The sequence below is a fragment of the Kribbella swartbergensis genome, assembly GCF_054784135.1.
Map to the genome: position 1 here is coordinate 98,815 of NZ_BAAGPM010000025.1, position 19,770 is coordinate 118,584.

A 19,770-nucleotide genomic window follows, 5' to 3' on the forward strand; every position below is an offset into this window, starting at 1 on the left:
GAGACTCTCTGTATGACGTTCGGCGACCGGATGCGTGAGTATCGCGACCATCGCGGGTGGTCGTTGGGGGATTTGGCTCGTGCTACGCATTACAGCCGTGGGCACCTGAGCAACGTCGAGAACGGTCGTAAGGCGCCGACGGAAGAGCTTGTGCGTGCATGTGACCGCGCGCTTCGTGCGAAGGGGGAACTGATCGGTGCGTTTGAGGCGGAGGCTGTTGCTCGGCTGGACATGACGCCGTGGGAGACAGCCGAGCTTGTGCAGCGGATGCAGGCGAGTGACACCACCTCGCGGACGATCGAAACACTTCATGCGACCGTCGAGGAGTTGTGCTGCCAGTACAACCGGCGGGATGCGCTTGAGCTCCGCCGAGAGGCTCATGGCTGGCTTCAGCACGTCGCCGATCTCCTGCACCGTCCGATCGGTCTCAAAGCCCATCAGGAATTGCTGGTCGCCGGCGGATGGCTCGCTCTACTGGCCGGATGCGTCGAGTACGACCTCGGGTTGCGTTCGGCAGCAGAGGCGACGCGCACGGCCGCCGTACAGCTCGGTCTCGAGGCGGAGCATCACGAGATCGTCGGGTGGGGCCACGAGATGACCGCGTGGTTCGCGCTGACCCAAGGCCGCTTTCGGCAGGCGATCGACGCGGCGCAGCGAGGTCAGGCGGTGGCGAAATTCTCCAGCGTCCATGTCCAACTCATCGCCCAGGAGGCGAAAGCCAAGGCTCGCCTCGGCGAACACGGCCTTGGTGAACTGCTCGAATCCGGCCGGGCCATGCTCGAGCGCCTCCCGTATCCCGACCGGCCGGACAACCACTTCAAGGTCGATCCGGCGAAGTGGGACTACTACAGCATGGACGTCCATCGGATCGGTGGCGACAACGACCGTGCCCGCGCCTATGCGCAAACGGTCATCCGAGACAACATTGCGCCCGACGGCACCGAACTGAGCCCGATGCGGATCTCGGAATGCCGATTGACACTCGGCTTCGTAGCCGCCCGGGAAGGCGACCTCGAACATGCACTGGAACTCGGCCTGGACGGGCTGCGGGAGGGCCGCCAAAGCCGAGTCCACCTCCTCATGGTCGCCGGCGAACTCGACCAAGAACTACGCTCCCGCTACCGGGGTGAAGGCATGGTCGAAACCTTCAGCGAGGCCCTCAGAGCAGTCTGAAAAAGACCCCCAATCGGCGGCAGCGGCTCGGACTGAGCCAGGCAGGGGCAGCCCAGCGCGCGAGTGTCTCAGGGTCCTGGCTGGCGAAGGTCGAGGCCGGACGTCGCGGTGCTGAGCCTGGAACAGATGATGCGCCGCTTGCATCCGCTCGATCTCACCATGGTTGTCCGAGATTCGCCGGCTGTCGCGGCACGTACCAGCGGGTCGGCCTCGATGTGGCGGAACGCCATCGGGAGCGGTCCGAGGCCCGGAAGCGTGCGTGGTCGGCCGGCTCGGGAAGCCGGAAGCCTCAGAACGGCTGAGCGACTCGTCGTTCTTCCGGACGGGGAATCGTGGGTCATTTGCACCCCGCCACGCTTGGCGACGTGCCGGGAGCCGGCGAGGTCGCGCCCCGACGGTCGCAGCACTATGCCAACACTGCGGGCCTCCGCTGGAGCGCCTGGCCGAAAACTGACGACTGGTTGCGATTCAGGCAGGTCGGTCGGGTGACTCGTGTTGTCTGCGGAGCGCCTAGGGATCTCGGCGACGCGCCAAGTCGTCCTGCGCTGCCATCAGGTTGGGGAGAGGTAACGTGCCGCCACTATGGATGAGGGTGGTACGGAGGGGAATCTCGCGCAGGGTGTGCTGGATGAGATCAATCGGTGTCGGTCGACGCAGTTTCGCCTCGGATCGCGACCAGTTGGAGGTGTGAACGAGACCTGGTTCCTCACCGGACCGGACCGGGGGCGTGCCTTCCTCAAGATCGATGCCGGCAGCCTGAACGATCTGCATGCGACCGCGGCTGTTGTCGACAAGCTCAGGTCACGCGGTTACCCCACGCCTCGATGGCTGTTCGTTGGGCAGATCGAGAGCGGACACACGTATCACGTCCAGGAGGTGGTTCCGGGGGAACTGGCGCCCCTCGGCGCTCCCGCGACGACGCTGGGAAAACAGTTGATTGAGCTGGTCGAGTTCAATGCCGGTTTCGACCCCCGGCCCGACCGCGACGTATCGTCGTTTGTCGTCTCGCACTTCGCGGCCTGCCTTGCCGACTTACGCCGCGCCGCACCCGGTCTCCGCCCGGTCGTAGATCGCTACGCGCAGTTGGCTGATCGGCTCGGCCTGACCGAGTTGCCGAGCGGAGAGTTCGTGCACGGAGATTTCCACTTCTACAACGTCCTTGTCCGGAACGGTCGTGTGAGTGCCGTCATCGACGTCGAGGCCTGCGGGAGCGGAACACGGGCGATCGACTATGGCAGGCTGCTGCGCGACACGTACTTCGGTGCCGATGGCAACCATGACGTCCGGACGATGATCAAACGCGCAGGTGAAGCCGTAGCCGGCCCGGAAGTCCTGGCGTTCTGCACGGCAGCGGCCGCCATCGACAATCTGCATTGGCGGGTCCATCACCGGCCGATCAAGATTCCTTCGATGCTCCCCGGCTTCGAGCGCCTCGCCATCGATCTTGCTCAGAGCTTCGCGTAGCTGGGCACCGACGGACGACAAGGCGCAGTTGCCTCGAGCAACAAGGCCGTGCCGACGCGTGACGTCACGGTGTTGTCGGCAAGCGGGCGATAGCACGCGCAGAAGAGGTCGCCGGGACTCGGCGGCGAGCACGAGACGGAGGAGCGGGCGTATTGGCGCGTGGGGCAGCAGTGCACGCGGTGGTTTGAGGACACGGCCGGGCGCCACGATGGTGGCGGTCGACGAAGCGCGGTAGTGCGCGGCTGGGAGCGACGGCGTAGCGCGCGACGCCGGCGCACGCGTAGCGCGGGTGGGGCGGCCGCGGCGGGCGTCGGTGGGGTTGTTAGTTGGTGGGGTCGTGGAGGTTGGGGCGTTGGGTGGGGGTGGTGATGTCTACGTCGATGGGGTGGATCTTGGTGGGGGCGGGGATCTTGCCGGAGGTGACGGGGAGGTTGAGTTTGCTGGCGGACAGGTCGATGTCGATGGTGGCGCCGGTGTCGTTGGGGGTGGTCCATTCGGTGTCGCTCAAGGTGACGGCGAGACCGAGGATGCGGCCCTTCGGGATGACCTTGTCCTGAGCGCGGAGCGGGACCGTGACTGTCGACCACTTGCCGGGTGTGAGCGGGGCCGGCTTGCTCAGCGACTTGCTGTGGGCGGCGTCGATCCAGCCGCGGCTGACGATGCCGTGGTCGCTGTGGCTGGTGAGTTTCTCGACCGTGTAGTAGCAGGCGTCGTCGTAGTCCGTGCTCTCGCCTTCGCAGGTGCTCGAGTCGGTACGGCTGATGCCCGAGAACCGTTCCGCGTCGCCGTACTCGATGAGTCGCGCGGTGACCGGCGTGGTGACCGAGTCGGCCTTGATCTTCAGCGTCACCGTCGGGGTGCCGCTGATCCGGATCGGCGCGGGCAGCGGTGCGGACAGGAACATCTGCCGGCCCGCGATCTCCTCGGACGGGTCGGCGACGATGTCGTCCTCGGTGAGTTCCGGATCGTCGGTGATCGTGACGGAACCCTTGCCCAAAGCACCTAGTTTGCCGGCGGACAGCGGGACCGGGACGGTCCGGTTGACGGCCGGCCAGGTCTTGTAGTCGCGCCAGACGTCGGGCGCCGTTTCGACCGAGGCCATCGGCTCCTTCATGACGCCGTTCTGCAGGCCCTGCAGCCAGTAGTCGAACCACTGGTGCAGTTCGTCCACCCATTCTTCGCGGCGGAACTCGAACGGGTCGACGTGGTCCTCGAGGCCGAGCCACAGTTTGCGCGGCACGTTGTGCTTCGCGAGTGCGGTCCACCACTGGGAGAAGTGGTTGGTCTGGACGTTGTAGTCGCCCAGGCCGTGGGTGATGAAGACCGACGCCTTCACCTTCGACGCGTCCTTGGTGTAGTCGCGTTCGGCCCAGAACGACGTGTAGTCGCCGGTGTCGTCATCGTCGTTGTCGCCGAGATCGGCCCGTACGGCGTCGCACGCGGGCGTGTCGTGGCCGACGTAATTGCCGAGCCAGGGCATGTAGTCGTCGGAGTACGGCACCCCGCCGGATCGCGTGTAGTCGTACCACGACGAGATCGCCGAGATCGGCACGATCGTCTTCAGGCCGTCGACCCCGGTGGCCGCGACACCGTTCGCGAGCGTGCCGTCGTACGACTTGCCGATCATGCCGACTGCGCCGCTGGCCCAGGTCGCCTCGACGTCCTCACCGTCCGCGGTGTGCGCGGTGTTGCGGCCGTTCAGCCAGTCGATCACGGCGACGACGGAGTCGATCTCGTCCTTGCCGCCGACGTCACCGCAGCCGGTCGAGCGGCCGGTGCCGACGATGTCGACGCCGACGACGGCGTACCCGCGCGGGACGAAGTAGTTGTCGTAGAACAGCGGCATCTTCCGGATGACACCGTTCTCGTCGTACGTCTTCTTCTCGCTCTCGTTGCCGCGTCCGCAGCAGGAGTAGTACGGCGACGCGTCCATGATCACCGGGATGCGCAGCCCGGTCAGGTCGGTCTCGCGGGGTCGGACGATGTCGACCGCGACCACGTCGTTCGTGCCGTCGGAGTCGGTATCCATCGTGGTGTCGACGTACACGGACTCCCGTACTGCGTCGGTGTAGTCGTAGATCGGCTGGGTGCTCTTGGTGGCAGCGTCGACGTACGGCGGTACCGCGGGGCTCGGAGCCGGCGCCGCAGCGGCCGGCGAGCCCGGGTCGTCCGGCAACCGGGCAGCCGACGCGGTGCCGGTGACGGCGCCGAGGCTGAGCACGGTGGACGAGACCAGGATGGTCACCCTGGCGCGGACGGTCGTCATGGCTGGGAAGGCTAGTCACTCGGGAGGCCTAAAGCCAGATTCCGCCGAGATTGGCAGCCACTTCCCAGCCACGGAGCGTGATGGTGGACTGGTTCCGATAGGGTGACCGCCACCACCCAGGGGGAGAGTACGGAAGGGTAGGCCAGTGAATCTGCGAGCACCGGTGACATTGCTGGACGTGGCTCAGCGCGCGGGTGTGTCGGTCGCGACCGCTTCTCGTGTGCTCAACGGCGGGGACCGGGTTCCCCGTCCTGAACTGCAGGAACGGGTGAAGGCCGCCGCGGACGAGCTCGGCTACACCCCGAACGCGCAGGCGCAGGCACTGGCCAAGTCGTCGACCAACGTGGTCGGCATCCTGGTGCACGACATCGAGGACCCGTACTTCGCGGCGATCGCCAACGGTGTGATGCGGGCCGCCGACGAGCGCAACCTGCTGGTGATGATGGCCAGCACGTTCCGTGACGCCGACCGTGAGATCGCCTATCTTTCCTCGCTGCGCGCGCAGCGGGCCCGGGCCGCGGTGATGATCGGCAGCCGCCGGACCGACCCGGAGAGCCTGGCCCGGACGGCGAACGAGATCGAGACGTTCCTCAACTCCGGCGCCGGCCTGGCGCTGGTGAGTCAGTCCGGTATGCCGGCGCACACCATCGAGCCGGACAACCGGGCCGGTGCGGCCGAGCTGGCCCGGTCGCTGGCCGGCCTCGGCTGGCGGAAGTTCGGCATCCTGGGTGGACCGGACACGCTGGCGACCGCGCGGGACCGGCGGGAAGGATTCGTCGCCGGTCTGGCGGAGTCCGGTCTGGAGCCGGTCGCGGTGGAGACCGGCGAGTTCACCCGGGACGGCGGGTACGCCGCCGCCGAAGCGCTGCTGGATCGCAAGACCGACCTGGACTGTGTGTTCGCGGTGAACGACGTGATGGCGGTCGGTGCGATGTCCGCGCTGCGGTCGCGCGGCGTCGACGTACCGCGGGAGCTTGGTGTTGCCGGGTTCGACGACATCGCGACGCTGCGGGACGTGTGGCCCGGGTTGACGACGGTTCGGCTGCCGCTCGAGCAGATGGGACGGCGGGCGCTCGAGCTCGCGATCGAGGGTGGCGAGGCGACGACCGAGACGTTCAAGGCCGAGGTCGTCCTGCGGGAGAGCACCGCGCGGCGCTGACGTCGGGCCTCGCGCCGGACGAACGCGGGCCTGATTTAGGCTCACAAGCGTGACCGATGCCGCGCATGTCTCCGAGATCTTCGACCCGTCGGCCTGGAAGCAGGTGGACGGATTCGACCTGACCGACATCACCTATCACCGGGCCGTCGACGCCGGGGTGGTGCGGGTCGCGTTCAACCGGCCCGAGGTGCGCAACGCGTTCCGGCCGCACACCGTGGACGAGTTGTACCGGGTGCTCGACCATGCGCGGATGTCGACCGACGTCGGCTGCGTCCTGCTCACCGGCAACGGGCCGTCGCCGCGGGACGGCGGCTGGGCGTTCTGCTCCGGCGGCGACCAGCGGATCCGGGGCAAGGACGGTTACAAGTACGCCGAGGGGACGACAGCCGACACCATCGACCCGGCGAAGGCAGGCCGGCTGCACATCCTCGAAGTACAGCGGCTGATCCGCTTCATGTCGAAGGTCGTCATCTGCGTCGTACCGGGTTGGGCTGCGGGTGGCGGGCACAGCCTGCACGTGGTCGCGGACCTGACGCTCGCGTCCGCCGAGCACGCCCGGTTCAAGCAGACCGACGCGGATGTGGCGTCGTTCGACGGCGGGTTCGGATCGGCGTACCTGGCCCGTCAGGTGGGGCAGAAGTTCGCGCGGGAGATCTTCTTCCTCGGTGACGAGTACAGCGCCGAGGACGCCTACCGGATGGGCATGGTCAACAAGGTCGTTCCGCACGCCGAACTGGAGGCGACCGCGCTGGAGTGGGGCAAGAAGATCTGCGCCAAGTCGCCGACCGCTCAGCGGATGCTCAAGTACGCGTTCAACCTGATCGACGACGGCCTGGTCGGCCAGCAGATCTTCGCCGGCGAGGCGACTCGCCTCGCGTACGGCACCGACGAGGCCGCCGAGGGCCGTGACTCGTTCCTGGAGAAGCGCCCGGCCGATTGGTCGCAGTTCCCGTACGCGTTCTAACACTCATCGCTGATCACTTCTCAGAAACTTCTGTTCGAAGTGGTGACAGTTCGCGGTAAGCGGCTTACCGTCGTGCGCTATGGACAACCTCTCCCGCCGTAGCCTGCTCGCCGGCGCGGGCGCGATCCTCGCGGCCGGTGCCGTCGGATCGCCGTCCGCCGCCGGCACCCTCGTCCTCCCGGCCACCCGGCGCTTCGCCCTCGACGGACCGGGTGGCGAACTGTTCCGCGGCAAGCCGCTGGCCGATGTGACCGTGATGCAGTCGTTCGCGTTCGACAGTGAGAACCAGCGGCTCTTCACCGGCCAGTTGCGGTCGGGCCGGCCGGGCGCCACCGGTGATCTCACGCTGACCCGGCTGAACCTCGCCGGTGACGTGCTCGGGCACATGTACCTGACCGGGTTCGGCCACGCCGTGTCGATCGGCGCCGAGACTGCCGGGCGTACGACGTACCTGTGGACCGAGACGGACGTGGACACCGCGAACGGGCGCGGCCGGCAGATCGCCCGCTTCCGGTGGCAGGACGGGGTGACGCTGACCAAGGACTCGCCGGGGTTGCGGAAGTGGAAGCCGGTCGCGGCGGGCAGCGTGTTCACTCCCTCGGTCGACCAGCGGCACGGGCGGCTCGGGGTGCGCTACTCGTTGCCCGACGGGATGCACATCAACGTGTATTCACTCGCGGCCGCGCGGGCCGGTGACTTCTCGAACGTGCTCGCGTCGTTCAAGCAGCCCGCGATGACCGCCGGCATCGACTTCCAGGGCTGGGCGCTGTACGGCTCGTACGTCTACCTCTGGGAGGGTGAGGCGTACGCCGGTGCCCCTGATCCGAACCTGGCGACGTCGAAGCTGTGGTGCTACGACATCAACACCGGCCAGGTCGTCGAGTCGGTTCGCGTGCTCGACGGCGCCGACCTGATCCACCGGGAGGCCGAGGGTCTCGCGGTGTACGCCGGTCCGGACGGAAAGGCCCGGCTGTACTTCGGTTTCGCCTCCGGCGTCGCGGGCGACCGCCGAGCCGACCTCTTCTACCGCAGCAAGTTGATCTGACCCGTTTGTTGCTTCCCGCAACGGCTCGGCTACTGGGCGACGCCGTACAACCGATCGCCCGCGTCGCCCAGTCCCGGCACGATGTAGCCCTTCTCGTTGAGGTGGGAGTCCATGCCGGCGATGACGAGGTTGCAGGGTACGGCGAGTTCGGCCAGCTCACGCTCGATGCGTTCGACGCCTTCGGGGGCGGCGAGCAGGCAGATCGCGGTGATGTGGTCGGCGCCGCGGTCCACCAGGAACTGGATCGCCGCGGCCAGCGTGCCGCCGGTCGCCAGCATCGGGTCGAGCACGTAGCACTGCCGTCCGGACAGATCCTCCGGCAGCCGTTCGGCGTACGTCGACGCGGTCAGCGTCTCCTCGTTGCGGATCATCCCCAGGAACCCGACCTCCGCGGTCGGCAGCAGTCGCGTCATCCCCTCGAGCATGCCGAGACCGGCGCGCAGGATCGGTACGACGAGCGGTTTCGGCGCGGTCAGCTTGACGCCCTGGGCCTCGGCGACCGGGGTCTGCACAGTGACCGGTCCGGTCCGGACGTCGCGGGTCGCCTCGTAGGCGAGCAGCGTGACGAGTTCCTCGGTCAGCCGGCGGAAGGTGGGCGAGTCCGTGCGCTCGTCCCGCAGTGCGGTGAGCTTGTGGGCGACGAGCGGGTGGTCCACGACGAGGATCTGCATAAGCCGGAACGGTACCGTCGGCGATTCGCGGCGGGAAACCGTGCTCGCTGTCAGACTGGAAAGTGCACCGGAAGTCACCCTGCCCGCCCCAGGGAGTACGCCGATGACCCAGAACGCCGGCAAGACGCCCGAACAGCTCGACCGCCTGCGCCGACGAGCCGCATTCCTCCGCGAGCTCGAGGAGGCCCGGGCGCTCCGCGACCGGATCGCGCCACGCCGCGCCAAGGTCCGCCAGCTCCGTGAGGCCATGCGCAGAGCGACGTACCACCATTGAGCCGGCCGCGCGCACCGATCCGCTCGGCGTGGTCCGACCGCGGCAGCGGCCCGGATCGCCGGGCGTTCAGGGGACTGATACCGCGTCGAGATCGGAAAACCTCCCGTGTTCGGCGCGAGTCTGCGACGATGAACCGGTGTCTGACACGGCAGAGCCGATGACCACCGATCTCGACTTCGCGGTCGCCGCCTACACCGAGGACGGGGTCTGGACCGTCACGCCGCTGGTACTGCGCGGTGAACCCGACCTGTCCGCCCTGGTGTCGGCGCTGCGGCGCTACCCGGGGGAGTCCGGTGTGCTCGGGATGATCTCCGTCGACGAGGACTTCTTCATCCTGATCCGGGTCGTCGGCGGCCGGGCCCGGTTGCTGATCTCCGACGTGACCGCGGCGACCGAGTGGCCGCTCGCGCGGCAGGTGGTCGACGAACTCGACATCCCGCTGGCCGACGACGAGGACGAGCAGGTCCCGGCCGGCGACCTCGGCATCATCGCCGACCTCGGCATGAGCGCGATGGACCTCGGCGCGCTGTGCGACGACGTCGACCTCTACCCGGAGGAGATGCTGGAGGAGATCGCCGAGGCGCTTGGCTTCGGCAACCAGTTCCACGAGGCGATCGAGGCCGTTGGTTAGTCCGGCGCTCCAGCGGGAGTGGGCCCGGCTGATGACGCTCGCGCTGGAGGAAGGCGAGAAGGCGCTGCCCGACGTACCGGTCGGGGCGATCGTCGTGGACGCCGACGGCCAGGTGATCGGCCGCGGGCACAACGAGCGGGAAACGACCGGTGACCCGACCGCGCACGCCGAGATCCTCGCGATCCGGGAGGCGGCCCGGCACCTCGGTGAGTGGCGGCTGAGCGGCTGCACCCTGGTCGTCACGCTGGAGCCCTGCACGATGTGCGCCGGTGCGATCGTTCTGTCCCGCCTGGACCGGCTGATCTTCGCGGCGTACGACGAGAAGGCGGGCGCGGTGGGGTCGTTGTGGGACGTCGTCCGGGACCGCCGGCTGAACCACCGGCCCGAGGTGGTGGGCGGTGTGATGGCCGACGCAGCCGGTGCGCGGCTCCGCGATTTCTTTATCCGGCACAGACCTTGATAGCCTCTCCGGCGGTGGCGTGTCCGAGCGGCCGAAGGAGCGCGCCTCGAAAGCGCGTGACGGGCAACCCCCGTCCGAGGGTTCAAATCCCTCCGCCACCGCCAACCGTCCTCGCGGGCGGAGCAAGACCGGAGACCCTGATGCTGTGTGATGCGTCAGGGTTTTCGTCTCTCGGGACCTGATGCGGGAGAGGGCCCCACGTGGACGTTGCGGAGCTGGACCGGATTCTGCTGGCCGGGGCGGCGGTGCTGCTGGTCGCGATCGTCGCGGTCCGGCTGACCGGGCGGCTCGGGCTCCCTTCGCTGCTCATCTACCTGCTGATGGGGCTGCTGCTCGGCGAGTCGGGACCGGGTGGGATCCACTTCGAGGACGCCCAACTGGCCCACGCGCTCGGTTTCGCGGCGCTGGTGGTGATCCTGACCGAGGGCGGTCTGACCACCCGGTGGAACGAAGTACGGCCGGTGATGCCGCTGGGCGTCGTGCTGGCGACTCTCGGCGTGGCGATCAGTGTCGGGGTGGTCGCCTGCGTGGCGCATTACGGCCTCGGGCTGGACTGGCAGATCGCCGTACTGCTCGGGGCCGTCACCTCGCCGACGGACGCCGCGGCGGTCTTCTCGGTCCTGCGCAGGGTCCCGATCCGGCCGCGGTTGCGGGGTGCGCTGGAGGCCGAGTCGGGTCTGAACGACGCGCCGACCGTGTTGCTGGTCACCCTGGTCAGCACCGGCGAGGTCAGCGAGAAGGGTCTGCTCCACTTCAGCGGACTGGTGATCTACGAGCTGGTCGTCGGTGCCCTGTTCGGGTTCCTGATCGGCTGGATCAGCGTCCGCCTGATCCGCCGGGTCGCACTCGGCTCCGCCGGTCTCTACCCGCTGGCGATCCTGTCGCTGGCGATCATCTCGTACGCCGGTGGCGCCGTACTGCTCCATGTGTCGGGGTTCGCGGCGGTCTACGTGACGTCGCTGGTCCTCGGCCGGGCCGAGTTGCCGCACCGGATGGCGACCCGGTCGTTCGTGGACGGGATCGCCTGGCTGGCGCAGATCGGGCTGTTCGTGATGCTCGGCCTGCTCGCGTCGCCCGGCCGGATCGGGTGGAACGACGCCGTCGTCGCGCTGGTGATCGGGATCGCCGTGACCGTGATCGGGCGGTTTGCGGCGGTCGGGTTGTCGGCGTTGCCTTTCCGGCTGCCGTGGAACGAGCAGGCGTTCATCTCGTGGGCAGGGCTGCGCGGGGCCGTGCCGATCGTGCTGGCGACCATCCCGCTGGCCGAGGGTGTGCCGCAGGCGGACCGGATCTTCGACGTGGTGTTCGTGCTGGTGTTGCTGTTCACGCTGCTCCAGGGGCCGTCGCTGCCCTGGGTGGCCCGGCGGCTCACGGTGCTGGACGAGAACGCGGCATACGAGGTGGACATCGACGTTGCGCCGCTGGAGTCGCTCGGCGCCGACATGCTCCAGGTGCACGTGCCCAGCGAATCCCGGCTGGCCGGCGTCGAGATCGGCGAACTCCGGCTCCCGAGCGGCGTCTCGGTTTCCCTGATCATCCGCGGCGACCGGGCCTTCGTCCCCGACCTGCGGACCGTCCTGCGGGCCGGTGACTCGCTCCTCGTGGTGGCTCCCAGCCCGGTCCGCGACCAGACCGTGCGCCGCCTGCGGGCCGTCTCCCGCGCCGGCCGCCTGGCCGGCTGGTTCGGTGAGCGAGGGCGCGAGGCACGGTGACCGGCCACGCCCGGGGCTGAGGTCAGTTCGGGTTCTGGCCCGAGGGGATCGGCTGCGGGGTGTGGATGACCGGGAGGCACACCGTCGAGTCCGGCGGGACCGTCACGGAGGCCAGGCCCTTCGGCTTCAGGCTGGTGTAGCCGGCGCCCACGACCAGGTCGACGGTGTGGTCGGTGCGCCCGTCACCGACGACGAGCGCCTTCTGCCGGAGTTGGCCGGCCACCAGCAGCAGCTCAGGCGAGTTGTCTGCGGCGCCGCGCACCGCGACGACGTCGACCTTGTCGCCCTTCGGCTCGTTCGCGATCTTGGCCACGTGGAATCCGCGCTTCTTGAGCACGTCGGCAACGGCAGCCGCCGTACCGGCCTTGGCGCCGCCGTTGTAGACGTTGACCACGACCTGCTTGGGCACGAGGCGGTTGTTCGGCAGCTTCTGCTCGACGCAGGTCGGCTCGGCGCTGCTGTTGATCAGTGAGTTCCATCCCCACCACGCGCCGCCGACGAGGATGCCGAGCAGGATCACCATCGTGATCGGCGTACGCCAGTGAATCCGCGAGTGCGGCCTCGGCTGCGGATGGATGGCGGCCATGGGATCAGTCCACGACCAGGACCCGGGCGTGCAGAACGGAACGCTGCTGCAGCGCGGCGCGCAGGGCGCGGTGCAGACCGTCCTCGAGGAACATCTCGCCCTTCCACTCGACGACGTGGGCGAACAGGTCGCCGTAGAAGGTGGAGTCCTCGTCGAGCAGCGCGGCCAGGTCCAGGGTGCCCTTGGTCGTGACGAGCTCGTCCAGCCGCACCTGCCGTGGCGGCAGCGCGGACCAGTCCTTGGGCTTGAGCCCGTGGTCCGGGTACGGCCGTTCGTCCCCGACGCGCTTGAAGATCACCCCCCGAAGTCTAGCGGGGTAAGAGGTCTTGTGAGAGGTCGTGAATGTCACCGGAACAGTCCGGTCACGCGGCTCAACCTTTCGGGCACGGTCGGCGTCCCACAGGGACAGGGAGATGTGGGCGCGGTTCGCCGCGGCCACGAGCGAGGGGGTAAACCGTATGCGAATTCTTGCCAAACTCGGACTCGCGGCCGCCACGGTCGCGCTCGTCACCGCCGGTACGACGCTGCCGGCCGACGCACTGACCGTGACCCAGACGAAGGCCGCCCAGACCCGGCTGAACCGGCTCGGCTGTACCGCCGGCCCGGTCGACGGCAGGGTCGGCGCGATGACCCAGGCCGCCACGGTCCGGTTCCAGTCGGCCAACCGGCTCACCCAGAACGGTTCCCTGAGCGGTACGACGTACTCGCGGCTGATGGCGAGCACGGCCAAGCGCTGCGACGTCCGGCCGGTGCCGGCCCGGTCCGGGAGCGGCCGCCGGATCGTCATCAGCCAGTCGCAGAACTGGGTCTGGCTGATCGATGCCCGCGGCAAGATCGTCCGCCAGGGCGGGATCATCGACAACCCGCGCTACCTGCGGGCCGGGACGTACACCAGCGGATCCAAGTGTGGCCGGGCCGCCCGGATCCTGCGGAACACCGACGGCGGACGGCTGTACCTGAACTACTTCGTTCGGTTCGCGCCGTGTGGCATCGGGTTCCACCAGATCCCGACGTACAAGTCGACGGGGACGCAGATCCACCCGGATTGGCTGCTCGGGACGAACTACCGCGCGTCGCACGGCTGCATCCGGGTGTCGAGATCGATGGCGGCCACCATCTGGACCTTCGCCGCGAGCCCGACCCGGGTCGTCGTGATGCGCTGAGCTCCTCCGGTGCCCTCAGGTGTGGATACTCTCGCGACCACGCCTGAGGGCACTAGCATGCGCAGCGGGTAGTTCGTCGAACCGGGGAAAGGCACGCTGATGGCCGAGACAGCCGACGTCGTGGAGACCGTCAAGCAGGGGTACGCGTTCGAAGGGGCGGCGATCGAGCTCGGCGCGCTGCTGGCCGGGGACGAGCCGAAACCGGAGGCGGCGGTCCGGATCCCGTTGTCGATGGTGAACCGGCACGGCCTGGTCGCGGGAGCGACCGGTACCGGTAAGACGAAGACCCTGCAGCTGATGGCCGAACAGCTGTCCGCGGCCGGAGTCTCGGTGTTCGCCGCGGACATCAAGGGCGACCTGTCCGGTATCTCGCAGCCCGGGCAGGAGAGCGAGAAGCTGCTGGCCCGGACCGAGACGATCGGCCAGCAGTGGACCGCGACCGGGTTCCCGACCGAGTTCTACGCGCTCGGCGGCCAGGGCACCGGCATCCCGATCCGGGCGACGATCACGTCGTTCGGTCCGGTGCTGCTGTCCAAGGTGCTCGGGCTCAACGACGTCCAGGAGTCCTCGCTCGGCCTGATCTTCCACTACGCAGACAAGCACGGCCTGACGCTGCTCGACCTGAAGGACCTGCGCGCGGTCATCACCCACCTGACCAGCGACGAGGGCAAGGCCGACCTGAAGGAGCTCGGCGGGCTGTCCGCCGCGACCGCCGGGGTGATCCTGCGGGCGCTGATCGGGTTCGCCGACCAGGGGGCCGACGCGTTCTTCGGCGAGCCCGAGTTCGACACCGCGGACCTGATGCAGCAACGTGACGGCAAGGGCGTCATCTCGCTGCTCGAGCTGCCCAACCTGCAGGACCGGCCGGCGCTGTTCTCCACCTTCCTGATGTGGCTGCTGGCCGACCTGTTCCACGACCTGCCCGAGGTCGGCGACGTGGACAAGCCGAAGCTGGTGTTCTTCTTCGACGAGGCGCACCTGCTGTTCAAGGACGCGTCGAAGCCCTTCCTGGAGTCGATCGCACAGACGGTCCGGCTGATCCGGTCGAAGGGTGTCGGCGTCTTCTTCGTCACCCAGACCCCGAAGGACGTGCCGGACGACGTGCTGGCGCAGCTCGGTTCGCGGGTGCAGCACCAGTTGCGGGCGCACACGCCGAACGACGCGAAGGCGCTGAAGGCGACGGTGTCGACGTTCCCGAGTTCGTCGTACGACCTGGAGGAGGTGCTGACCCAGCTCGGCATCGGCGAGGCCGTCGTCACGGTGATGAACGAGAAGGGCGCCCCGACCCCGGTCGCCTGGACCCGCCTGCGGGCGCCGCAGTCACTGATGGCGCCGGCCACGGCCGAGCAGTTGGCCGCGTCGGTGCAGGCGTCGCCGAACAACGCGAAGTACACCGAGGTGATCGACCGCGAGTCGGCGTACGAGAAGCTCGCCGCCAAGGTGCAGGCCGGTGCCGAGCAGGCCGAAGCCGAGGAGCAGGCCGAACAGGCACCAGAGCTGCGGCCGCGGCCGCAGAAGCAGGAGAAGTCCATGGTCGAGCAGGTGATCGGCTCGTCGGCCTTCAAGCAGTTCGCCCGCTCCGCCGGCCGCGAGATCGTCCGCGGCCTCTTCGGCGCCGCCCGCCGCCGCCGCTGAACCGGTCGGTGGCGGGACTCGCCCGGCCGGAGTTCCGGAACCGGACGGTCCCAATTTTTGCTTGTGCTGCAGGGTTTCCGGCGTTCGATTGTTGATCAAACGACTGAACTCGCAGGCACTGCGCATCGTTTCCACATCGTCATCCACAGCGCGCCGTCGCGGATTGGGACGGAATGCTCACTCGTCGTACGGTGTGACGTGATGGTTGCGCAGAGTAGGCGAGCGGTTCGGCATTGGGCGCTGTGGACCCTGACGGTCCCGGCGTTCGCTGTTGTCGTGCTCGTCGACCTCGCCGCGATCGGGTACGGCGTCCAGGCCTTCACCGATCTGCCGAGCTGGCGCGGCCTCGACGTGGTGTTCGCGCTGACCGTGTCGGCGCTGATCTCGGTCGAGGGCGCCCGCCGGGTGGAGAACCGGCGCCGTCGCGGCGGCGCGTTGCACAAGGACCTGGCCCCGGCCTGGATGATCGCGGCCGCGATCGTGCTCCACCCCGCGCTCGCCATCCTGGTCGCCGTCCTGCTCCGGAGCTGGTGGCGGATCCGGGCCGGCAGGTGCATCCCGTACCGCTGGGCGTTCTCGACCGCGGTCCACGTGCTCGCGGTCGGCGCCGCGCACGTCGTGTTCCTGGCCGTCAGTGGGCTGACCGGAGGCGACGGGCTCAGCCTGGTCGTGTCGATGGTCGCCGCGGCGACGGCGTACGTCGCCACCGACACGGTGCTGTGCGGCCTGGCGATCTCGCTGATCATCCCCGGCAGCAGTTGGCGTGAGGCCTTCGGCGGGACGGACGACCTGTGCACCGACGTCACCGCTGCGACGCTCGGCTGCCTGCTGGCGGCGGCCTGCCTGGTCAGCCCGTGGTTCGCGTTCGTGGCGATCCCGGTCACGCTGACCGCGCAGCGGGCACTGCTGCTCACCCAACTCGAGTCCGAGGTGCAGACCGATCCGAAGACGAGCCTGACCCGGGTCGACTGGTGGCGGCGGCGGACCGAGGAGATGCTGCGGACCGCGCGGAACCAGAACGAGCCGATGGCGGTGCTGCTCATCGACATCGACCACTTCAAGCAGGTCAACGACCGGCACGGTCACCTGGTCGGCGACGAGGCGCTGCGGGCGGTCGCGACGATCCTGCGCAGCGCGATCCGGGCGAAGGACGTGATCGGCCGGTTCGGCGGCGAGGAGTTCGTGATCGCCCTGCCCGGCACCGGGCTCGACGACGCGACCGTGACCGCGGACCGGCTCCGCAACGCGGTCGCCGCCAGCCCGCTCGCCGCGATGTGCGCGGGAGTCCTGGACGACCCGGACCTCGATCCGGACACCTTCCACCTCACCGTGTCGATCGGCGTCGCCGTCTACCCGGCCGACGGGATCACGGTCGACGACCTGCTGCTCCGGGCCGACCGGGCCATGTACGCGGCCAAGGCCGCCGGCCGCAACCGCGTCCGCCTCGCCGCCGACGCCGTACCCCTGCCACGTCCGATCCCGGCCCGATGATCAAGGTCACGCTGTTCGGAACGAACGGCAGGTCGCTGCGGACGTTCCTACTGGTCTGGGGCGACGACACCTGCGCTCAGGTCAGCCACGGCTGCTGAACAGAACACTCCCGTACGCCGGGTAGAGCGGCGTACGGGAGTGGATCGGGTCAGCAGGAGGCGAAGGTGCCGGCCGAGATCCAGGCCTTCGCGACGTACATGCCTGGGTGCACACGGAGCCAGATGTTGCTGGTGCCCTGGGAGCCGGTGACACTCTGGCCGGTCGTCTGGCACTCGACCGTCACCTGGGCCGACTTGCCCGCCATGCCGACGATCGCTCCGGAGGAACTGGCCGCGTTCCGCACGTTCAGGTAGCCGGACGAGATGGCCACCGTGCCACGGCCGCCGTCGCCGGTCCACAGGTAGGTCACGTCGACCCACGCGTTGTTCGTTAGCGCCAGCGCGTCCCAGAAGGTCCCGTCCGCGAGGTCGATCCCGGCCGGGTTGGCGACCGTCCGGCCGAACTGGTCCTTACCGCCGTTGTACCCGTCCTGGTACGCCGCCTGCGCCTCCGGCTTGCCCTGCGGCAGGTCCTTCCACATCTCGCGGATCGCACTCGGGTTCCAGTAGTCGTCCTTGGTGTTCCACGGCCCGACGTCCCACACCGGCTCGAACGCGCACCGGGAAGCCGTGCACACCTTGACCGAGTAGGTGCCGGAACCGTTGGCGGACAGTCCACGGCGCGACGGCAGTGCGACGAAGTGGTCGCGGTTCACGATCACATGGCCGTTGGCCGTCGTACCTCCGACCAGACCTTCGCGAGTGGCGAAGACGCGGGACTTCAGCGGCGCGGCCTGGATGCTCATCCTGCTCGGGTCGACCTTGTCGGTCGGCTGCACCGTCACGTCGCCGACCCACGGGTTGCCGCCGGCCGGTGGAGCGCTGACGATGATCCGCAGCTGGACCTGGTCGCTCGGACCGGGGAGGGCGGTCGGCGTACCGGACCGTGCGGGCGTCCACTCGGTCCACTTGTCCTGCACCCAGGCCCGTACGTCGACCTCGGCCGACGAACCGTCCGGCGTACCGGCGGTGTAGCCGACGACGACGGCCGACGTGGCGGCGGCAAACCGGACCGGGGCGAGCTCTGCCAGGCCGGAACGCTGCCTGATCTCGCTCGAACCGACCGCGGCCGGGGCGCTGCCGAGGATGATCCGGCTGCCCTCGATCCGGACGTTGCTGGATCCCTCGACGGGCTGCGCCGCGACCGCGACCGGATCGGTGGGAGCGGCGGTGCTGGGAAGTGTGGCGGTGGCGATCGCGAGGGCCGCGACCAGGCCGGCGGCGAGCCTCGTCCTGCGGGTGATACGCATGGCGGTGACCTCCGGGGCGGTGAAGGTGTGATGCGTCGTTCACCCAATGTGACAAATCAACTGGGCTTCTGTATAGGCCGTGAATAAATTTCTTCGAAGGAGTTGGTGTACGGACAGAACCTGATCGATCACCCAGCGGGTTTGGACCGGTGTGACAGAGGCAGAGGAGATTCGATGACCCGGACCGCGGACGCCGACTTCGAGCGCTTCGTCGTGGCGCAGTCGACGCCCTTGCTCCGCTTCGCGGAGATGCTGTGCGGCGATCGGCACACCGCCGAGGACCTGGTGCAGCAGGCGTTGATGCGGTCCTATCCGAAATGGCACCGGCTGGACGGTGACCCGCTGCGCTACGTACGCCGGGTCCTGGTCAACCGGTTCCTCTCCCAGACCCGGAGGCGCTGGAACAACGAGGTTCCCAGCGACCCGGTGAGCAACGACTGGGACCAGCGAGCGGTGGCGGACTTCGCCGGCGAGGTCCAGACCAGGGAGGCCGTGCTCTCGGCGCTCGCCGGTCTGACCGTGCGGGAGAGAGCCGTGGTCGCGCTGCGCTACTCGCAGGATCTCTCCGAGGCCGAGACCGCCGACCTGCTCGGCATGGCACCCGGGACCGTGAAGAGTACGGCGTCCCGTGCGCTGGCCAAGCTGCGTCTGGCACCCGACCTGATCGAAACAGGAGTTGGAGGACACTGATGAGTGACGAGCAGCGGGTACGCAGTGCGCTCGAGTACGACCTGGAGCCCTGGCAGCCGGACGCCGCCGAGTTGATGCGTCGTGGCAAGCGGCTGGCCTGGCTCCGCCGTGGACTGGCCGCGGCGGGCGTGACGGCCTTGGCCGGCACCGTCGCGACGGTGTCCGCCGCGGTCGGCGGTCCTTCCGCCGCCAAGAACCTGCTGGCCGGTGACGGCAAGCCGCCGGTGCCGCAGGTCGTGGTTCCGTCCGACACCCCGAAGCCGTCGGTCGACCCGACCTGCCTGCCCTCCAAGCCGGTGCTGCCGACGGTCACCGTGTCGGTGAACAAGACGATCGACCCGAACCAGCAGCCGGCGACGCCCACCGCGCCGTCCATGCCCAGCGGCAAGCCCTCGCTGCCGTCGAAGCCGTCCGTGCCGACGGCCAAGCCTTCGCTGCCTGGTACGCCGAGCATCCCCACGACCAGGCCGTCACTGCCGACGCCGGACAAGCCGACGATCCCGACCGCGACGCCCAGCCTCCCGACGGGCAAGCCGACGCTGCCGAGCACGCCGTCCGTGCCGACGACTCAGCCCTCGCTGCCGGCCAAGCCTTCTTTGCCGACCACCAAGCCTTCGCTGCCGACCACCAAGCCGACCCTGCCGTCGGTGCCGGTTCCGACGCCGAGCGGGAAGCCCTCGGTGCCGTCGGCCACGCCGTCGCTGCCGGGCAAGCCCGTTCCGACCCCGACGCTCCCCGACTGCGTGCACGGCGTACCGACCGAGAAGCCGTCCGCGCCCGTGCCGACGCCGTCGCTGCCGGGCAAGCCGTCGCTGCCGACTCCAAGCGGCAAGCCGTCCGCGCCGACGCCGGCCGTGCCGACCGTGACGGTCTCCGGCAAGGTCGAGGCCGAGGTCACCGCCGACCCGGGCAAGCAGCCGACGTTCCCGACCGCGAAGCCCTCGTTCCCGACCGCGAAGCCGAGCCTCCCCACCGAGACCCCGAGCTTCCCGACCGCCTTCCCCACCGGTCACCCCTCCTCAAGCCGGTAGGGAATCT

General features: G+C 68.9%; 20 protein-coding genes and 1 tRNA gene. 16 read left to right on the top strand and 5 right to left on the bottom strand.

What is annotated here, in order from left to right:
• The first annotated feature begins 12 nt into the window (after positions 1-12).
• The 3 genes from ACYVOK_RS23280 (at position 13) to ACYVOK_RS23290 (ending at position 2,637) form a co-directional block, all read left to right on the top strand.
• Positions 13-1,173 carry a helix-turn-helix domain-containing protein gene (locus ACYVOK_RS23280; protein WP_460664630.1) on the top strand — a complete coding sequence of 387 codons (1,161 nt, stop codon included), beginning with the start codon at positions 13-15 and terminating at the stop codon, positions 1,171-1,173.
• Positions 1,170-1,475, top strand: coding sequence for a helix-turn-helix domain-containing protein (locus ACYVOK_RS23285; protein ID WP_460664788.1), 306 nt, complete (start codon positions 1,170-1,172; stop codon positions 1,473-1,475). The genes ACYVOK_RS23280 and ACYVOK_RS23285 overlap by 4 nt, the downstream gene beginning before the upstream one ends.
• A gap of 385 nt (positions 1,476-1,860) precedes the next feature.
• Positions 1,861-2,637 carry a phosphotransferase gene (locus ACYVOK_RS23290; protein WP_460664631.1) on the top strand — a complete coding sequence of 259 codons (777 nt, stop codon included), beginning with the start codon at positions 1,861-1,863 and terminating at the stop codon, positions 2,635-2,637.
• A 322-nt stretch (positions 2,638-2,959) separates the two neighbouring features.
• On the opposite strand, the gene ACYVOK_RS23295 is transcribed toward ACYVOK_RS23290, so the two are convergent.
• Entirely contained in the window at positions 2,960-4,903 is a 1,944-nt protein-coding gene (locus ACYVOK_RS23295; protein WP_460664632.1) for a Xaa-Pro dipeptidyl-peptidase, read from the bottom strand.
• 163 nt (positions 4,904-5,066) lie between these two features.
• Here ACYVOK_RS23295 and ACYVOK_RS23300 point away from each other — a divergent pair, with 163 nt between their 5' ends.
• The 3 genes from ACYVOK_RS23300 (at position 5,067) to ACYVOK_RS23310 (ending at position 8,071) form a co-directional block, all read left to right on the top strand.
• Positions 5,067-6,062, top strand: a complete 996-nt coding sequence (locus ACYVOK_RS23300) for a LacI family DNA-binding transcriptional regulator (protein ID WP_460664633.1) — start codon at positions 5,067-5,069, stop codon at positions 6,060-6,062.
• Positions 6,063-6,111: 49 nt separating this feature from the next.
• On the top strand, positions 6,112-7,026 hold the full coding sequence (locus ACYVOK_RS23305) for a 1,4-dihydroxy-2-naphthoyl-CoA synthase (RefSeq protein ID WP_460664634.1): 915 nt from the start codon (positions 6,112-6,114) through the stop codon (positions 7,024-7,026).
• Between the two features lie 79 nt (positions 7,027-7,105).
• Positions 7,106-8,071 (top strand): phage baseplate protein, encoded by a 966-nt coding sequence (locus tag ACYVOK_RS23310; protein WP_460664635.1) that lies wholly within the window; start codon positions 7,106-7,108, stop codon positions 8,069-8,071.
• Positions 8,072-8,100: 29 nt separating this feature from the next.
• On the opposite strand, the gene upp is transcribed toward ACYVOK_RS23310, so the two are convergent.
• A complete protein-coding gene (gene upp, locus ACYVOK_RS23315) occupies positions 8,101-8,742 on the bottom strand; it encodes a uracil phosphoribosyltransferase (RefSeq protein ID WP_460664636.1) in 642 nt (213 codons plus the stop codon).
• Positions 8,743-8,845: 103 nt separating this feature from the next.
• Here upp and ACYVOK_RS23320 point away from each other — a divergent pair, with 103 nt between their 5' ends.
• The 5 genes from ACYVOK_RS23320 to ACYVOK_RS23340 all read left to right on the top strand — a co-directional run bounded on the left by ACYVOK_RS23320 (position 8,846) and on the right by ACYVOK_RS23340 (position 11,819).
• On the top strand, positions 8,846-9,016 hold the full coding sequence (locus tag ACYVOK_RS23320; protein WP_460664637.1) for a hypothetical protein: 171 nt from the start codon (positions 8,846-8,848) through the stop codon (positions 9,014-9,016).
• 136 nt (positions 9,017-9,152) lie between these two features.
• On the top strand, positions 9,153-9,647 hold the full coding sequence (locus ACYVOK_RS23325; RefSeq protein ID WP_460664638.1) for a tRNA adenosine deaminase-associated protein: 495 nt from the start codon (positions 9,153-9,155) through the stop codon (positions 9,645-9,647).
• Between the two features lie 31 nt (positions 9,648-9,678).
• Complete coding sequence (locus ACYVOK_RS23330; protein ID WP_460664639.1) at positions 9,679-10,107, top strand: nucleoside deaminase; 429 nt, start codon at positions 9,679-9,681, stop codon at positions 10,105-10,107.
• Positions 10,108-10,120: 13 nt separating this feature from the next.
• Positions 10,121-10,211 (top strand) — tRNA-Ser (locus tag ACYVOK_RS23335).
• A 96-nt stretch (positions 10,212-10,307) separates the two neighbouring features.
• Entirely contained in the window at positions 10,308-11,819 is a 1,512-nt protein-coding gene (locus ACYVOK_RS23340) for a potassium/proton antiporter (protein WP_460664640.1), read from the top strand.
• A gap of 22 nt (positions 11,820-11,841) precedes the next feature.
• On the opposite strand, the gene ACYVOK_RS23345 is transcribed toward ACYVOK_RS23340, so the two are convergent.
• Together ACYVOK_RS23345 and ACYVOK_RS23350 are read right to left on the bottom strand one after the other, a co-directional pair.
• Positions 11,842-12,405, bottom strand: a complete 564-nt coding sequence (locus ACYVOK_RS23345; RefSeq protein ID WP_460664641.1) for a LytR C-terminal domain-containing protein — start codon at positions 12,403-12,405, stop codon at positions 11,842-11,844.
• A 4-nt stretch (positions 12,406-12,409) separates the two neighbouring features.
• A complete protein-coding gene (locus ACYVOK_RS23350; RefSeq protein ID WP_460664642.1) occupies positions 12,410-12,703 on the bottom strand; it encodes a type II toxin-antitoxin system VapB family antitoxin in 294 nt (97 codons plus the stop codon).
• Between the two features lie 160 nt (positions 12,704-12,863).
• Between ACYVOK_RS23350 and ACYVOK_RS23355 the strand changes: the two genes are divergently transcribed.
• The 3 genes from ACYVOK_RS23355 (at position 12,864) to ACYVOK_RS23365 (ending at position 16,694) form a co-directional block, all read left to right on the top strand.
• Positions 12,864-13,568, top strand: a complete 705-nt coding sequence (locus tag ACYVOK_RS23355; RefSeq protein WP_460664643.1) for a L,D-transpeptidase family protein — start codon at positions 12,864-12,866, stop codon at positions 13,566-13,568.
• A 99-nt stretch (positions 13,569-13,667) separates the two neighbouring features.
• Complete coding sequence (locus ACYVOK_RS23360) at positions 13,668-15,203, top strand: helicase HerA-like domain-containing protein (RefSeq protein ID WP_460664644.1); 1,536 nt, start codon at positions 13,668-13,670, stop codon at positions 15,201-15,203.
• Positions 15,204-15,404: 201 nt separating this feature from the next.
• Positions 15,405-16,694, top strand: coding sequence for a GGDEF domain-containing protein (locus ACYVOK_RS23365; RefSeq protein ID WP_460664645.1), 1,290 nt, complete (start codon positions 15,405-15,407; stop codon positions 16,692-16,694).
• Between the two features lie 148 nt (positions 16,695-16,842).
• Here ACYVOK_RS23365 and ACYVOK_RS23370 read toward each other — a convergent pair whose 3' ends face one another.
• Entirely contained in the window at positions 16,843-18,042 is a 1,200-nt protein-coding gene (locus ACYVOK_RS23370) for a hypothetical protein (protein WP_460664646.1), read from the bottom strand.
• A gap of 174 nt (positions 18,043-18,216) precedes the next feature.
• On the opposite strand from ACYVOK_RS23370, the gene ACYVOK_RS23375 reads away from it, so the two are divergent.
• The gene (locus ACYVOK_RS23375) at positions 18,217-18,732 is read left to right on the top strand and encodes a SigE family RNA polymerase sigma factor (RefSeq protein WP_460664647.1); all 516 of its coding nucleotides are present in this window, start codon (positions 18,217-18,219) and stop codon (positions 18,730-18,732) included.
• Complete coding sequence (locus ACYVOK_RS23380) at positions 18,732-19,763, top strand: hypothetical protein (protein WP_460664648.1); 1,032 nt, start codon at positions 18,732-18,734, stop codon at positions 19,761-19,763. The genes ACYVOK_RS23375 and ACYVOK_RS23380 overlap by 1 nt, the downstream gene beginning before the upstream one ends.
• The last annotated feature ends 7 nt before the right edge of the window (positions 19,764-19,770 follow it).

Bases quoted from the DNA above. Each gene is read 5' to 3' on its own strand.
- ACYVOK_RS23280 (WP_460664630.1), top strand. From the start codon at position 13: ATGACGTTCGGCGACCGGATGCGTGAGTATCGCGACCATCGCGGGTGG.
- ACYVOK_RS23295 (WP_460664632.1), bottom strand. From the start codon at position 4,903: ATGACGACCGTCCGCGCCAGGGTGACCATCCTGGTCTCGTCCACCGTG.
- ACYVOK_RS23310 (WP_460664635.1), top strand. From the start codon at position 7,106: ATGGACAACCTCTCCCGCCGTAGCCTGCTCGCCGGCGCGGGCGCGATC.
- upp (WP_460664636.1), bottom strand. From the start codon at position 8,742: ATGCAGATCCTCGTCGTGGACCACCCGCTCGTCGCCCACAAGCTCACC.
- ACYVOK_RS23320 (WP_460664637.1), top strand. From the start codon at position 8,846: ATGACCCAGAACGCCGGCAAGACGCCCGAACAGCTCGACCGCCTGCGC.
- ACYVOK_RS23330 (WP_460664639.1), top strand. From the start codon at position 9,679: ATGACGCTCGCGCTGGAGGAAGGCGAGAAGGCGCTGCCCGACGTACCG.
- ACYVOK_RS23345 (WP_460664641.1), bottom strand. From the start codon at position 12,405: ATGGCCGCCATCCATCCGCAGCCGAGGCCGCACTCGCGGATTCACTGG.
- ACYVOK_RS23355 (WP_460664643.1), top strand. From the start codon at position 12,864: ATGCGAATTCTTGCCAAACTCGGACTCGCGGCCGCCACGGTCGCGCTC.
- ACYVOK_RS23360 (WP_460664644.1), top strand. From the start codon at position 13,668: ATGGCCGAGACAGCCGACGTCGTGGAGACCGTCAAGCAGGGGTACGCG.
- ACYVOK_RS23365 (WP_460664645.1), top strand. From the start codon at position 15,405: ATGGTTGCGCAGAGTAGGCGAGCGGTTCGGCATTGGGCGCTGTGGACC.
- ACYVOK_RS23370 (WP_460664646.1), bottom strand. From the start codon at position 18,042: ATGCGTATCACCCGCAGGACGAGGCTCGCCGCCGGCCTGGTCGCGGCC.
- ACYVOK_RS23375 (WP_460664647.1), top strand. From the start codon at position 18,217: ATGACCCGGACCGCGGACGCCGACTTCGAGCGCTTCGTCGTGGCGCAG.
- ACYVOK_RS23380 (WP_460664648.1), top strand. From the start codon at position 18,732: ATGAGTGACGAGCAGCGGGTACGCAGTGCGCTCGAGTACGACCTGGAG.